12 protein-coding genes are annotated in these 16332 nt (G+C 30.8%); all 12 read left to right on the top strand.

From position 1 onward, the window contains the following. Positions 1–43 precede the first annotated feature (43 nt). Genes T434_RS06765 through T434_RS0103080 form a run of 12 tightly spaced genes read left to right on the top strand, consistent with a single transcriptional unit; the run spans position 44 to position 16330 of the window. Positions 44–2956 (top strand): extracellular solute-binding protein, encoded by a 2913-nt coding sequence (locus tag T434_RS06765; RefSeq protein ID WP_162150671.1) that lies wholly within the window; start codon positions 44–46, stop codon positions 2954–2956. Positions 2957–2967: 11 nt separating this feature from the next. After that, complete coding sequence (locus T434_RS0103130) at positions 2968–3894, top strand: carbohydrate ABC transporter permease (protein WP_026399859.1); 927 nt, start codon at positions 2968–2970, stop codon at positions 3892–3894. A 1-nt stretch (position 3895) separates the two neighbouring features. Next, positions 3896–4783, top strand: a complete 888-nt coding sequence (locus tag T434_RS0103125; protein ID WP_026399858.1) for a carbohydrate ABC transporter permease — start codon at positions 3896–3898, stop codon at positions 4781–4783. Positions 4784–4795: 12 nt separating this feature from the next. Next, positions 4796–6982, top strand: coding sequence for a hypothetical protein (locus T434_RS0103120; protein ID WP_162150670.1), 2187 nt, complete (start codon positions 4796–4798; stop codon positions 6980–6982). After that, positions 6975–7616 (top strand): YIP1 family protein, encoded by a 642-nt coding sequence (locus tag T434_RS06760; RefSeq protein ID WP_162150669.1) that lies wholly within the window; start codon positions 6975–6977, stop codon positions 7614–7616. The genes T434_RS0103120 and T434_RS06760 overlap by 8 nt, the downstream gene beginning before the upstream one ends. After that, positions 7613–10189 carry a DUF5696 domain-containing protein gene (locus T434_RS0103110; protein WP_162150668.1) on the top strand — a complete coding sequence of 859 codons (2577 nt, stop codon included), beginning with the start codon at positions 7613–7615 and terminating at the stop codon, positions 10187–10189. The genes T434_RS06760 and T434_RS0103110 overlap by 4 nt, the downstream gene beginning before the upstream one ends. Continuing rightward, a complete protein-coding gene (locus tag T434_RS0103105) occupies positions 10186–11124 on the top strand; it encodes a carbohydrate ABC transporter permease (protein ID WP_035358216.1) in 939 nt (312 codons plus the stop codon). The genes T434_RS0103110 and T434_RS0103105 overlap by 4 nt, the downstream gene beginning before the upstream one ends. Further along, positions 11114–12112, top strand: a complete 999-nt coding sequence (locus T434_RS06755) for a carbohydrate ABC transporter permease (RefSeq protein WP_035358236.1) — start codon at positions 11114–11116, stop codon at positions 12110–12112. Before T434_RS0103105 ends, T434_RS06755 begins: the two co-directional genes overlap by 11 nt. Next, positions 12109–12756 carry a DUF624 domain-containing protein gene (locus T434_RS0103095; RefSeq protein ID WP_162150667.1) on the top strand — a complete coding sequence of 216 codons (648 nt, stop codon included), beginning with the start codon at positions 12109–12111 and terminating at the stop codon, positions 12754–12756. The genes T434_RS06755 and T434_RS0103095 overlap by 4 nt, the downstream gene beginning before the upstream one ends. Continuing rightward, positions 12753–13880 (top strand): exo-beta-N-acetylmuramidase NamZ family protein, encoded by a 1128-nt coding sequence (locus T434_RS0103090; RefSeq protein WP_026399853.1) that lies wholly within the window; start codon positions 12753–12755, stop codon positions 13878–13880. Before T434_RS0103095 ends, T434_RS0103090 begins: the two co-directional genes overlap by 4 nt. Further along, complete coding sequence (gene nagZ / locus T434_RS0103085; RefSeq protein WP_026399852.1) at positions 13873–15447, top strand: beta-N-acetylhexosaminidase; 1575 nt, start codon at positions 13873–13875, stop codon at positions 15445–15447. The genes T434_RS0103090 and nagZ overlap by 8 nt, the downstream gene beginning before the upstream one ends. Then, positions 15440–16330 carry a BadF/BadG/BcrA/BcrD ATPase family protein gene (locus T434_RS0103080; protein WP_026399851.1) on the top strand — a complete coding sequence of 297 codons (891 nt, stop codon included), beginning with the start codon at positions 15440–15442 and terminating at the stop codon, positions 16328–16330. Before nagZ ends, T434_RS0103080 begins: the two co-directional genes overlap by 8 nt. Positions 16331–16332 lie beyond the last annotated feature (2 nt).

The raw sequence follows: 16332 nt of genomic DNA, 5'->3' as shown, positions 1-16332 counted from the left end.
CTTTTTTAAGGAGGAAGGTTGTGCCATTTTCATGAGGTGAAACATGAAGAAATTATATATAACACTCATCGTGATAGGAATTGCACTATTTGGATGGATTATATTTGATACAGTTTCTGCGTTTACAAATGTTAACACGTTGAGATTAAATCAACAGATAAATGTTGAATCAAATAGAGTATCTTCTGAAGATTCTTATGTGCAAAACTATCGAAATTACGTTGAATCAAAAGAACAACTGTTCCCGCAGGGATATCGTTATACGATTTCAGCGCTTGATTTCATTAATGTTGAAGGGGATTATGAAATCTTAAACAATTATCATGGTGTGTCTGAGTCATTACTGACTTACGAAGCAGGATCTTTTACATATCAAGTTGATATTGAAGAAAAAGGCTTCTACCATATATTGATAAAATACTATACTTATCCAGGTAAAAGTTCTGCTATTGAAAGAGGGATTAAGATAAATGGGGAAACTCCTTTTACAGCAGCATCTCAACTTGTTTTCCATAGATACTTTGGTAGTGACGAAGTTATTTATCAAGACTCTCTTGGAAATGATGTTCGTCCAAGTCAAGTGGAAAAACCAATGTGGAGTGAGACATATGTAAAAGATTCTTTAGGATATATCACAGAGCCCTTTTATTTTTATTTAGAAGAGGGATTAAATACCATTGAAATTGAAAGTTATAGAGAACCAATGGTTGTTGAATATATCTTAGTTGAATCAATTAAAAAGACACCTACATATCAAGAAATAAAACAAATTTATGAACAAAACAACTATAAAGTCGCTAATCAAGATTTAAAATTCATTCAAGCGGAAACTCCAAGTTATACAACTTCTCCAACACTTTACGCTTTAAATGATAGAACTAGCGCCCTAACAAGCCCTTCACATCCAAGCTTAATCAAATTAAATACAATTGGTGGTTCTAACTGGGATACTGCAGGAGATTTCATTGTATGGAATTTTGAAGTACCTGAGACTGGACTTTATGAAATTTCTTTACGTGTAAAACAACGATTAGCTACAGGTATGAGCGTATTTAGAAATATTTATATTGACGGTGAATTTCCATTTGAAGAAATGAGAAATTATCCATTTGTTCAATCTGATGATTGGAGAATTCAAACATTAGGTACAAATGAAGAAGCTTATTTATTCTATCTTGAAGCAGGAACTCATGAAATTAAAATGGAAGTGTCACTTGGTATTTATGGGCAATTAATTTCTGAGTTGCAACAAGCAATTGACAATTTAAACACAATTTATCGTGAAATAATTATGTATACAGGTCCAGAACCTGACCAATATCGTGATTATGCATTAACAACACGTATTCCTAATTTATTAAAACGATTTGAAGAAGAAAGAGAAATATTAATTTCTATTAAAAATGCTTTAATTGAAATTTCCGGATCACGAAGTGAAAAAACAGGTATTTTAGATACAGCGATATACTTACTTGACTTTTTCTTAGAAAAACCAAGAGAAATTCATAAAAACTTATCTGACTTAGTATCAAATATTTCATCTTTAGGAACACTTGTTATTTTACTTTCAGGTCAACCTTTAGAAATTGATTACTTTATATTACATCAACCAGAGGCGAAACTACCACGCATGTCAGCAACAATTTTTGAAAGCCTTTGGTACGATTTTAGAGCCTTTTTAGCAACATTTACAACTGATTATTCTCAAGTTGGTAAACGTGATACAGGTGAAGTAACAGATACAATTACAGTATGGATGACACAAGGTCAAGACCAAGCTAATATTTTAAGAAGACTTATTGATGAATCTTTTGCACCGACATATGGTATTCAAGTTGACTTAAAGTTAGTTACTCAATCATCATTACTTCCTGCAACTCTTTCTGGTAAAGGACCGGACGTTGCATTGGGATTAGACAATGCAACACCAGTGAACTATGCAATGCGTAGTGCTGCTTATCCAATTTCAACATTAGAAGGATTTGAAGAAGTTGCAAAACGCTTTAAATTAGAAGCATTTGTTCCGTTCTATTATGATGGGAATTATTATGCTTTACCAGATACACAAACATGGTTAATGATGTTCTACCGTACAGATATCTTCAACCAATTGGGATTAACGCCTCCTAATACATGGGAAGATTTGGTAAATATGATCCCAACATTACAAAGATATAACTTAGAAGTTTATTTACCAGTACCACAATCAGTAGGTACAACAGTATTAGCTCCAAACCCTATTTTCTCATCTATGTTTTACCAAGCAAATGGAGAGTTCTATATTAATGATGGTAGAGAGTCAGGGTTTAACGAAGGATTAGGACCGGAAATATTTAAGCGATGGTCAAGTTTCTATTCTGACTATTCATTCCCAGTTGATGCAAACTTTGTTAATAGATTTAGAAGTGGTCAGATGCCAATTGGTATTACATACTATAATGCATATAACACTTTAGCAGTATTCGCTCCTGAAATTCGTGGTAAATGGGATTTCATGGTTATACCAGGAACAGAATATCAAGATGAAAATGGTGATACATATATTCGTCGTGATACTGTTGCAACAGGTACAAGTGCGATTATCTTAAATCAATCAAAGAAAGTAGAATCCGCATGGCAATTCTTACAATGGTGGACTTCAACTGAAACTCAAGTTCGTTTTGGTCGTGAAATGGAATCAATTTTAGGTTCTGCAGCTCGTTACACAACAGCTAATATTGAAGCCTTACAACAATTACCATGGACAATTAAAGAACTTGATAAACTCATCGAACAATGGGATTGGGTAAGAGGTATTCCTGAAGTACCGGGTGGCTATATGACTGGTAGATATCTTGATAATGCCTTTAGATCTGTTATCAATAATTCAGCTGATCCTAAAGATGCACTTTATGATTATGTCCAAATGATTAATGACGAATTAGCTAAAAAACGTCGTGAATTTGGCTTAGATTGAGGAGTTTACATATGCAATCAATAAAATTAGATTTTAAGACAAAAGCCAAACTTACGTGGGAAGATATGAAAAGAAATAAGCACTTATATGTTCTTTTAGCACCATATGTTATTCTTTTTGCTCTTTTCACTGTTATTCCGGTTTTAATGTCTTTAGGTATTAGTTTTACACAATTTAATATGCTTGAAGCTCCTAGATTCATTGGTTTTGATAACTACATGAAATTATTATTGGAAGATGAAATATTCATTATTTCAATTCGAAATACATTAATTTTAGCTATTGTCACAGGTCCTGTGAGTTACTTAATGGCTTTCGTATTCGCATGGTTAATTAATGAATTAAAACCAAAATTAAGAGCATTTATGACATTAGTATTTTATGCTCCAAGTATTTCGGGTAATGCTTACTTAATTTGGTTATTAATCTTCTCGGGTGATTCTCAAGGATATGCAAATGCATTCTTAAGAGAATTAGGTTTGATCAATAGTCCAATTCTTTGGTTGAAAGATCCAGATTGGATGTTATTGGTATTAATCATCGTTCAATTATGGTTAAGCTTAGGAGTTTCATTCCTAGCATTTATCGCTGGTCTTCAAAGTGTTGATAGAACATTATATGAAGCTGGTGCAATTGACGGAATTAAAAACCGCTGGCAAGAATTATGGTATATTACAATACCTTCAATGAAGCCGCAACTTTTATTCGGTGCTGTTATGCAAATTACAACATCCCTTTCCATAGCCGAGGTATCCATTCAGTTACTTGGATTCCCATCCGTTCAGTATGAAGGGCATACAATTGTAACGCACCTTATGGACTATGGTTCCATTAAATTCGAGTTAGGTTATGCATCTGCAATAGCAACAGTACTATTCTTTATTATGATTGGAGCTAACCTACTTGTAAGAAAATTCTTAAGAAGGTTAGGTGAATAATATGCAACAAGCAGTCCAAAAATTCCTTCTTAATCGAAAGATAAAAAAGAGAAAGAGAATTAATCGTAGTATTTGGGGAGACATTTTCTTATTCTTACTACTTGGTTTATTTGGTATTTTCAGTGCTTATCCATTGATAATGACTGCATCAAATGCCTTCAAACCACTTGATGAATTATTCGTTTTCCCACCTACACTATTACCAAGAAACTTTACATTCAAAAACTTTAGAGATTTATCTGAATTAATAGGTAATTCATGGATTCCATTTTCAAGATATTTCTTTAATACAATTTTAATTACTGCATTAGGTACTGCGGGGCACGTCTTAATTGCATCAATGGCAGCATATCCTCTTGCAAAATATAAATTCCCAGGTAGAAATTTAATCTTTGGTTTAGTTGTATATTCATTAATGTTCGCACCTCAAGTAACAGCTACACCAAACTATATTATGATTTCATGGCTTGGATTAATCGATACACCTTGGGCATTAATCTTACCTGCAATTGCATCTTCAATGGGATTATATCTTATGAAGCAATTTATGGAACAAGTTCCATTTGAATTAATTGAGTCAGCAAAGATTGATGGAGCAAGTGAATATCGTATATTCTTCCAAATTGTAATGCCGCTTGTTAAACCAGCTTGGTTAACATTAATTATTCTCTTATTCCAAAGATTATGGACAGCTGATGGTGGTATTTACATTTTCTCAGAAGAATTAAAACCATTATCATACGCATTAAAACAAATTGCTCAAGGTTCTATTGAACGTCAAGGTACAATTGCTGCAGTATCATTCATTATGATGATTGTTCCAGTAACATTCTTCATATTATCTCAATCTAGAATTGTTGAGACATTCTCACATTCTGGTATGAAGTAGGAGGTAGATTATATGAAATTATTAACAACAATTGCATTATTATTTTCGCTACCTTTTCAACTAGCAGCAATCCGATATAATTACTCATATTACGGTGACGTAATACATTCAGCACCTGGTTTAACATATTCAACACACTTCAATGAACAATCACTTGGAATTGAGTTGCATGAACAATCAGGTTATAGATATAACAGTTTAAACTATTTAGTAGTTTCATCAAGAAATGCATTCTTAGTTACAAATTCATCAAATAATATTACATTTTTAACTCAAGAATTTACATTTTCTAAAGACTACTTAGACAAATTAGATTCAGAACAAAAAATTTCTTCAATTAGACTAAATGCACCATTAGATGTGTTTGTGAATCAAGAAGGTATTTATATACTTGACTCAAAAGCAATCGAAGGTTCTAATGAAACTTATCGAATCATTCAATTGAATTTCACATATCAAATTATTGATATTAAAGAAAACGTTCATATTGATTTATTCAATGTTTTAAAAGCTTCACATATTGTTGTGGATGAAATCGAAATAAGATTTGCAAAAGATCAATCATTCTTAGCTTTATTAGATAGCAATAAAAATCTTATGAAAGCTGGATCTCAATTTGAATTAGCAAGTTCATATACTGGTTCTTTAACAGAAGCAGTGAAACTAGTTAATGTAGATAGAATTAAAGCTGATACATCTAAAATCTATGTTCTAGATTCAAAAAATTTAGATACATATCGTATTGTTGTTCTAAATTACGATTTAGAAGTCATAGATGTTTTCGAATCACAAACACTTGCGGATTATAAAGATTTAGATTCAGTATCAGAAAACGAAATTATAAACTCAACAACTGCAACAAAAGTTGAATTAAACCGTGTTACAGCTGTTCCGTTAATGTCTTCACCAGAGGATTTAGTTATTCATGATAATCGCATTTATATTGTTACGTCACAATCTAACGCATTAATCGTTGTAAATAACAGATATGAACTTATTCATTATTCAACACAATTTAGTTATCATGAAAACTTTGATACTGAAAATTTAGAAAACCCTTTATATACAACACTTAATAGACCAAACGGTATTGATGTTAAGGATACAGGAATCTATATTGCAGATACTTCAAACTATAGAATCGTAAAACTTAACCATCAATTCGAAGTTATTAATGTGTTTGATGAAGTCGATGATGTGACATTTACAGAATCTGACTTAGAATTTGAGCCTTTAAAGATAACAACAGACTCTGTAGGTAGAATGTATGTTATTTCAAAAGGTATTTATGAAGGTGTCATTGAACTAGAATTTGATGGTAAATTTAACCGTTATACTGGTGTTAACCCACTTGTATTAACACCAATTGAAATATTTACTCGTGCTTTAATGACAGAAGAACAATTAGCTAAATTACCAAGATATTTACCAACAGACTTTACAAATGTCTTTATGGATGAAAATAACTTCTTATACACAACAAGTAATGCTACAACTAATAACGATAACAACATGATTCAATATATCAATCCTAAAGGTATTGACGTATTAAAACGAAACGGATATCACATTCCTAAAGGTGATATTCACTATGTTAAAAATATGAATAACTATGTTATTGAAGGACCAAGTAAATTAGTTGATATCGCATACTATAAGGATGGTATTTACACTGTAATCGATCAAAAACGCTCAAGATTATTCACATATGATAATGAAGGAAACCTTTTATATATTAATGGTGAAGACGGAGCACAGTCTGATAAGTTTACAGAAGGTGTAGCACTTGGATACTTAAATGACAATTTATTAGTTCTTGACCGTAAATTAAAAACTGTTGTTGTATATGAACATACAGAATTTGGTAAAAAAGTTAATGAAGCTGTTGCTTTAGAAGGTGATGGCGACTATGAACAAGCATCTATCATTTGGGAAGAAGTATTAGTACTTAACACAAATTATGAAGTTGCTTACCGTGGTATTGGTAAACATTATTTAAGAACTGGTCAATATGAAAAAGCAATGGAATATTTCAAACTAGGTCATGACCAATACTATTACTCAAAAGCGTTTCAACGTTATCGAAACGCAATCATTAAACAAAATTTTGGATGGATTATGTTAGCAATCGTTGTTATACCAACAGGATTTGCAATATTTAAACGCATCAAGAAAAAGGGAGTGAACATCGATGAGTGAAAAAATTAAATACTTTTTCTATAACTTAATTTCATTCCCAAACTATATATTATTCCATCCATTTGATGGTTTTGATGATTTCAAAACTGGCAAAAAAGGCAAAATGTGGGTAGCAATATTAATGATGGCATTATTTGCTCTTCTTAATATTATTACCTTCCAATATGAAGGATTTATTATCAATAATCGTAATCCGTTAGATTTAAACAATATCCAAATTATATTTACAGTTGCACTCATTTTAGGATTATTTGTTGTTGGTAACTGGAGTGTTACAACATTAATGTCAGGTAAAGGAAACTTTAAAGAAATCTTTTTGGTGACTGGTTATTCATTATTTCCAATTGTTATCATTGGTTTTCCAGCAGTTTTCTTATCCAACTACTTAACATTAGAAGAATCATCATTTTATACACTGATTATGGGTTTAGCATACTTCCTAACTGGATGGATGTTATTTATGGGTATTTTAAATATTCATGAATTCGGCTTATTTAAAACATTATGGTGTTTCTTATGTACAGCTGTATCAATGATGGTTATGGTTTTCTTTGGATTACTATTCTTTGATTTAATTCAACAATTCATAGGCTTTATTGCCGCAATTATTGAAGAATTGGGGTTAAGACGATGAAATGGATTAAACATCATTATAAAAAATTATTAATTGCATTCTTTACTGTAGCCATCGTCGCATTCTTAGCTATAGGAATCCCTATGTCTCCTAGAAGTTATTCATACAAAAACGTTAATGAATTCACTATAGATGGATTTAACGAACCGGGAGACAGTAAAAAAGTTGTTGCAGAAAACGCACGTTTTATATTATCAATTGATGAAAAAACATCATATATTGAAGTATTTGATAAATTAACAGGTGAAACTTGGTTATCAAACCCAAATGTTCAAGATCCAAAACCAGATATTACAAATACAGCGTTAAATACTCAAAAATCAACATTATCTTATTCATACTATAATGATGCTGGATCTGTAACTACTCAAAACAACTATACACGTTCTATTAGTCACCCTGAAGGTGTATTAAACCCAGCAGGTCATAGAACATTTAAGATTAAATATTTAGATGATGCAGTTCAAGTATTATATGAAATTGGAAGTATTGAAATTTCACATTTATACTTTCCAAAATACTTAACAGCTGAATTTATGGATTCAATCGACCCTGAAGATAAAAGTTTACTTGAGCGTCGTGCATACGATAAGTTTGATCCAGAAAGACAGTTATATTTTATTGATGATACTAAATATACAGACAGCATGACTCTAAGAGTAAAACGTGATTTATATTCAGTACTATATGAAAAGTATGGTTACACACTTGAACAAGCGACTGAAGAAAATGAATCATACGGTATTTTCTTAGAAGTTGACCGCGTATATTTTGAAATCGCAATTCAAATCCAATTACTTGATACGGGTATTGAAGTTAAAGTATTAAGAGATTCAATTGTTGAAAAGAACGGTCGATTAGGCGAAATTAGCATTTACCCATACTTTGGTACAGCAATTTCTGTTAAAGATGGTGTTGATACACAAGGATATATTGTATTACCTGATGGATCTGGTGCTGTTATTCAATTTAATAACGGAAAGATTACACAAAATACATATCGTAAACGTTTATATGGTGAAGATTTATCATTATTACCATATAAAATGTCAGAACAACAAGAAAAAATTAGTTTACCATTATTTGGTATGGTAAAAGAAAATTCTGGGTTTGCTGCAATCATTAAAGAAGGAGACGCTCAAGCATATATTAATGCAGATGTATCTGGACGTGTGGATTCATATAATAAAGTATATCCATCATTTGCATTAAGAGAAGTTGAAGCAGTTATCTTAGGTAGTGGTTTTAACAAATATGGTGTAACAATGTTAACTAAAGATATTGTTCAAACTGACTTTACAATTCAATATCATTTCTTAAAAACAGAAGAAAATAGTTATGTTGGTATTGCAAATGTATTTAGAAACTACTTAATTAATAACTTAGGTTTAACACCTAGTGATAATACAAAAGAAGCACAATTAGTCACAGAACTTATTGGTGCATTTGATAGAAAAGAATTTTTCTTAGGAATTCCTTATAAAACACTTGATTCAATGACAACATTCTCTCAAGCTCAAGAAATTATTGAATCATTAAAAGAAAGAAATATTTCTGGGATTACAGTTTCATACTTAGGTATGTCAAATGGAGGTTTATCAAATCAATTGTTTGATAAGAATAACATTCCGGATGTATTAGGTGGAACTGAAGGATTTAATAATTTTGAATCATATCTAAAAGAATTAAATATTGCATTTTATCAACAAGCAAATTTTGTTACAACAAAAAATTATTCAGGAATTATTGATGTAAATCGATATACTGCATTAAGAGTTCGTGGAAAACATGCACTTTACTTCAGTTATCATTATCCATCTAGATTACCTTATTCTGAATATGATGCTGAAACTGATTTAAATCAATATGTTATAAATCCTTTATATTATGAAACACTATATGGTAAGTTCAGTAATTCAGTTCATGCGAGTGGATTGAAGTTAGAATATATCGGTTCACTTCTTGCAGGACATTATGATTACGAAAATACACTTTACAAAGAAGATGCTAAACGTATTCAAATTGATTTTTTAAATAATATCGATGAGAAAATTTTATTATCTAATCCTTTAATGTATGCTGTACCATATGCAAGTTTTATTGAGGATTTACCAACTGAAACAACTTTATATGCGTTAATTGATTATCAAATTCCATTAATCCATTTAATATTATCTGGTTTAGTTGATTATAGTGGTACATCAATTAACTTAACAAGTAATCGTAGTAGTCAATATTTATTCTTAAAATCTCTTGAAACAGGGTCAAACTTAAAATATACATTGACTTACGATAACTCACAAAAATTACTCACCACAGATTATAACTACTACATGTCTACATATTATTTAAACTGGTTAGATCAAATTGAGTCAGAATTAAAGATTCAAAATGAATTAAAAATTCATCAAGGACATTTAGTTGATCACGTAAGGTTACAACCAAACGTATATCAAGTTACATATTCAAATGGTTTAAAACTTATGATTAATTATAATAGTTATGATGTTGTTGTAAATGGTGTGACTGTACGTAGTATGAATTATTATGTTGTATCGGAGGCGATCATATGAACGATACTATCAAATTAAATCAGCAAAAACCTAAAAAGAAAATCGAGTTAACATATGAACGCCAAAAAATGTTATGGGCAATCGTATTCTTATTACCTTGGATTGTTGGGTTAGTAATATTCTTTATTGTTCCGTTCTTTGAATCATTAGTTTATAGTTTTTATAAACTTACACCACAAGTTGGGTTCCTTGAAATGGAATACAAAGGGATTGAAAACTATTTATGGGTATTAAATAGTCATACATCAGGCTCAACTTCCTTCAAAGTTGAATTAGTAAATACGATTCAAGATGTTTTAATTAATATTCCAGTATTGCTTATATTCTCATTATTTATCGCTGTATTATTGAATATGAAATTTAAAGGAAGAGCAATTGTTCGTTCAATCTTCTTTATTCCAGTTATTTTAAACTCAGCTGCTGTCACATCAGCGCTTGCTGGAAACTCATCTATTAGCGATATTATGAATCAACAAGGTATTGGACAAATCTTTGATTTACAATTCTACTTATTACAAGCTGGTATACCAGATTTCTTAGTAGCATTTGTTGTTGGATTAATTGATAGAATTTATGACATCTTAACACATTCAGGTGTTCCAATTCTCTTATTCTTAGCAGCTATTCAATCAATTCCATCTCATTTATATGAAGCAGCTAAGATTGAAGGCGCAACAAGTTATGAACAGTTTTGGTTAATTACACTACCAAACGTCACGCCACATTTATTAACCGTTATTGTCTATGCATTGATTGATACATTCTTAACTTCATCTGTATCAAATATTATTGCAGAAACATTAAAAGGTTCTCAATATTGGGGTGAAGCAAGTGCAATGGCATGGATTTATGTAATTGCAATTCTCGCAATATTATCTGTTGTTGTGCTGATATTCAAGATCTTTAAGATTGGAGACAGTCATTATGAATCTTAATATACAAGCAGATTTAAAACTCCAAAAACTATCACCTAAAAACGTTAATGCTCAAAGAGCGGCTAAAGTTAGAAGAACTCGAAAATTCCAAGCTTTTTCACTTAGTTTAATGAGAGCTATCATTTTAGGTGGATTGTGTTTTGTCATTTTATACCCAATTATCCAACAAGTCTTATTAGCTTTAAGAGCACCGCAAGATGCAAACGATCCTACAGTTATTTGGATTCCAAAAAACTGGTCTGTGCAAAACCTTCGAATTGCGGTTATTACACTTGATTATTGGAAAGCATTATTAAATACATTTAAATTAAGTGCGATATCAATGGTTTTACAAGTTGCATCAACTGCATTAGCTGGTTATGCGTTCTCAAGACTTAAATTTAAAGGATCAAATATCTTATTCTTATTTGTAATCATAACAATTGTTGTCCCACCACAAGCTTTATCACTTGCACAATATATCTACTTTAGAGATATTCGTTTAGTTGGTAAAGAAACATCCATTTATTTAATGAGTGGCCTTGGAATGGGTATTCGAAGTGGTATTTTCATTTATATCTTTAAGAGTTTCTTCCAAGGACTTCCTAAAGAATTAGAAGAAGCTGCACAAGTTGATGGTGCATCAGTATTTAGAATTTTCTGGAACGTTATGTTGCCAAATGCTCGTGGAGCGATTGTTACAGTTTCATTATTCGCATTTGTATGGCAATGGAACGATGCATACTTTGTTAAGATATTTGAAATCTCAACAGCAAGTTTCCCAATTTTAACGATGCGATTATTAAATGCTGCTGATAACGTTTATGCTGCATTATTCTATACTGGAGCGCTTAACCTCATTGGTCAAGATATTTGGAGTAACCCAATGTTCTTAGCAACCATTGCAAACGTTGCAGCCCTACTGATGATGTTACCATTACTCATTATGTACATTTTCGTACAAAGACAATTCGTTGAATCTATTGAAAGAACAGGTATCGTAGGATGAGTAAGAAAAAAGAAAATCAATTTTATCAAAAACTTAATACAGTTTCAGACTGGATATTAAGAATTATATTAATTAATTTCTTAATGATTATTTGTTCTTTACCTATTGTCACATTATATCCAGCGATTGTTGCAGGTTATAAAATGTATACCAATTACTTAGACAAACGTGAAGTTCCAATCTTTAAAGGCTATTTTGAAGCCTTTAAAGAGAACTTCGGCGATAAAATGTCTATGGGATTATTCTTAGCGTTTGGGTTATTTTTAGGTATTCTAAATTTAACAATTTATTCAGATTATTTAGAAATTAATCCGAATGTCTTTAGTGTTATTGGATATTATGTCATGATTATATTAATTATTCTCATTGCATTTGTATCTGTATTCACATTACCACTAATGGTTGTTTATCCAAAAACAAGCTTTAGTTTAATGCTTAAATTTGCATTTTTCTTAAGTGGTAAATATATATTTAGAACGATATTAGCAATTTTAATTGCATTAATTCCAATTGCTATGTTCTTAACACCAATAACTATGGTATTATTCTTCTTTGTTGGTTTATCAGCACCAACAGTTCTATATGCATTATTACTTAAACCAGTTAAACAATTTATCATTAGTATAGCAGAGGAAAAAGAATGAAATTAGGAATCGATAGACTCACATCATATTTACATATTTTTGAAAATAAAAGGGTTGGTTTAATTACCAACCCAACAGGTGTTAACTCAAAACTTGAATTAACACCAGAAGTATTAAAGAAGCATGTCAACTTAAAAGTACTTTTTGCGCCTGAACACGGTATTCGCGGTGATAAAGAAGCGGGTGTTCATGTAGATTCATATTTTGATGAAAAATTAGAACTTACTGTACATTCTTTATATGGTAAAAACAAGAAACCATCAAAAGAACTTTTAGAAGATATTGATATCTTAGCATTTGATATGCAAGATGTGGGTCTTCGATTTTATACCTATATTTACACCATGGCTTATGCTATGATGGCTGCTGCTGAAAATAATATTGAATTTGTTGTATTTGATCGCCCTAATCCATTAGGAAGTACAATTGAAGGTAGTTTATTAGACATTAATTATCGTTCATTTGTCGGTTATTATGACATTCCACAACGTTATGGATTAACAATTGGAGAATTAGCATTATTATTCAATGAATACTATGGTATTCAAGCAAAATTAACTGTTATACCAATGGAAGATTATAAGAGAGATTCATACTTTGATGATTACAAACTTCCTTGGTTAGCCCCATCACCAAACTTGCCAACTTTAAATAGTGTTTTTGCATATGCAGGTACATGTATTTTTGAAGGAACAAATGTTTCTGAAGGAAGAGGTACAACAAGACCATTCCAATTAATTGGAGCACCTTTTGTTGATGCTGAAGATTTAACAGAAAAGGTGAGAGCATTAAATGTTCCAGGTATTTTGGTTCGTCCAGCATATTTTGTACCAAGTTTTTCTAAACATCAAGGTGAAACATGTCGTGGAATAGAAATTTTCATTACAGATCGTAAAGCATTTGAACCAGTACAATTTGGATATCAATTATTACGATTAATTTCTGAATACGATGGATTTGAGTTTAGAGCACCATTTAAAGAAGGTATGCATCCAATGATTGACTTATTAACAGGGTCTAACGAATTAAGAATGGGTGAATCATTAGATAAGTTATTTAATGATTTTAAAGAAGGCACTGAAAAATTCAAAGAAATTTCAAAGAGGTATCATTTATATGAGTAAACTTAATATCAAAAATTTGACAACTTTAGAAAAAATTGGCCAATTAATTATGGCAGGTTTTCATGGAACAACAGTAACAGATGAAGTTGTTTCATTGATTAGAGATTATAAAGTAGGAAATATTATACTATTTTCTCGCAACATCGAAAGCGCAGAACAATTATATAAGCTCACCCAAGATTTACAACGTGTTGCATTAAAAGAAATTGGTATTCCACTGTTTATATCAATTGACCAAGAAGGTGGAATGGTTACTCGTATATATGATGATGCTACATATTTCCCCGGAGCAATGACAATAGCAGCAACAAATGATGTTAAAAATGCATATGAAGTTGCTGATAAAATGGGAGAAGAATTATTAGCATTAGGTATTAATATGGATTTAGCTCCAGTTTTGGATGTGAATAACAATCCTAAAAATCCAGTCATTGGTGTAAGAAGTTTTAGTGATGATCCACAAATGGTGAGTGATTATGGTATTGCCGCAATTAAAGGATTACAAAATCATGTGATTGCAACTGCAAAACATTTTCCTGGACATGGTGATACACATGTTGACTCACATTTAGCATTACCAACAGTTGAAAAAACAAAAGAAGAATTAGAAAAGTTTGAATTTAAACCTTTTGTTGAAGCGATTAAAAACGGTGTTAAAGCAATTATGAGTTCTCATATTAACTTTACACATTTAACAGAAAATAATTTACCCGTGACTTTATCAAAACGTGTATTAACAGATATGTTAAGAAACGATATGGGATTTGAAGGGTTAATTGTTACTGATGGTATTGAAATGAAGGCAATTGATGATCACTATGGTGCAGTTGAAGCAACATTAATGAGCGTTAATGCGGGTGCCAACTTAGTATGTATTTGTCATGACTTACCATATCAAACCGGTGCGGTTTATCGTATATTAGAAGCACTAGAAAAAAATGAAATGTCTATGGAGACATTAAATGAACGTGTATCACGTATTCTTAAATTTAAAGAAGAATTACAACCTATCGATTTAGATCGTCCATATAGTAAGGTTAAGACATTAATTGAAAATAAAGAAAATAAAGTTATGGCTAAAAATGTTGTTAAAGATGCAGTCACTTTAATTAAAGGAGAAACATTAAAATTAAAAGAAAAAGCATTAATTATTACAACATTGCCAAAAGCAACCACAATTGCTGATGATACAGATGGAAAAAATTTATTGTCACAATCTATTAAACGTCTAATTCCGACATTAAAGGTTAAAGAAATTTCCGTAAATCCAACTGAAGTGGAAATACTTGAAGTTATGGAATTAGCTCAAAACTTTGATCAAATCATTTTTACAACATATAACGGAAATGTATATCAAAGCCAACTTAAACTTGTAAATGAGCTTATTACTTTAGATAAAGATTTACACGTATTAGCTTTAAGAAACCCATATGATTTATACTATAGTCCAGCTATTAAAAACTATGTTGCATTTTATGAATATACACCAAATGCTATAGAAGTGATTATTGAATACTTAAAAGGAGAACTTATCCCAAAAGGGGTTTCACCGATAAAATATGAATAAATATATAATTTCAATTGATAGCGGTGGTACCAAGACAAAAGGTGTTTTATATGATGATACAGGAAACATCATCAAAGAATACCTTGCTGGACAAAGTAATTTTGCAGTAAATTATGACAATGCTAAATCAGTATTAGTCGATGTTATTCATGAGTTAATTAACGAAAAAGTTTCAAATATATACATGGGAATTGCTGGATTTTCAGCAGTTTCAAAACTTGATGAATTAAAGTCATTCTTTGAATCGAAGTTTCAAGTCAAAACACATATATATCCAGATGCATATTTAGGTTTATATGCAAATAAAGAATCTGATGCACCATTAATCCATGTGATTGCAGGAACTGGCAGCATGATTTACACATTAAAAGATGATAATTTATATCGCTTTGGTGGTAATGGGCATTTATTTGGTGATACAGGTTCTGCATATAGTATTTCTATGAAATTATTTGAAGATATTTTTGAAACGCTGGATTTAAATAAAAAGTTAAATCCATTACAAAAAGAAGCATTAAAAAAAGCAAAAGCAACAAATAGAGCAGAATTATTATCATTTATATATCAAAAAAATAAGTCTGAAATTGCAGAATTTGCTTCACTGATATCTTCCTATGTATCACTAAAATATAGCCAGAAACTTTTAAAAAATGAAGCCAAAAAGATTTCTTCTCAAATATTAAATGCTTATAAAAAATCAAAGATGAATGAAGCATTTATATTAGTTTTAAAAGGTGGGTTTGTCGAAAAAGCACCTTTAGTTAAAGAAGAAATCATAAAGATATTAGAAAAAAAGAAATTAAAATTTAAATTGAATATGAGTAATCGTGAAGCAGTATATGGCGGCTATCAGCTTTATCGATTACAAAATAGAAGGGATTAGAT

It is taken from the genome of Acholeplasma equifetale ATCC 29724 (assembly GCF_000687735.1).
Lineage (GTDB): Bacteria > Bacillota_I > Bacilli_A > Acholeplasmatales > Acholeplasmataceae > Acholeplasma > Acholeplasma equifetale.
The sequence above is the reverse complement of the archived record's forward strand: the minus strand, read 5'-3'. Positions and strand labels throughout refer to the sequence as shown.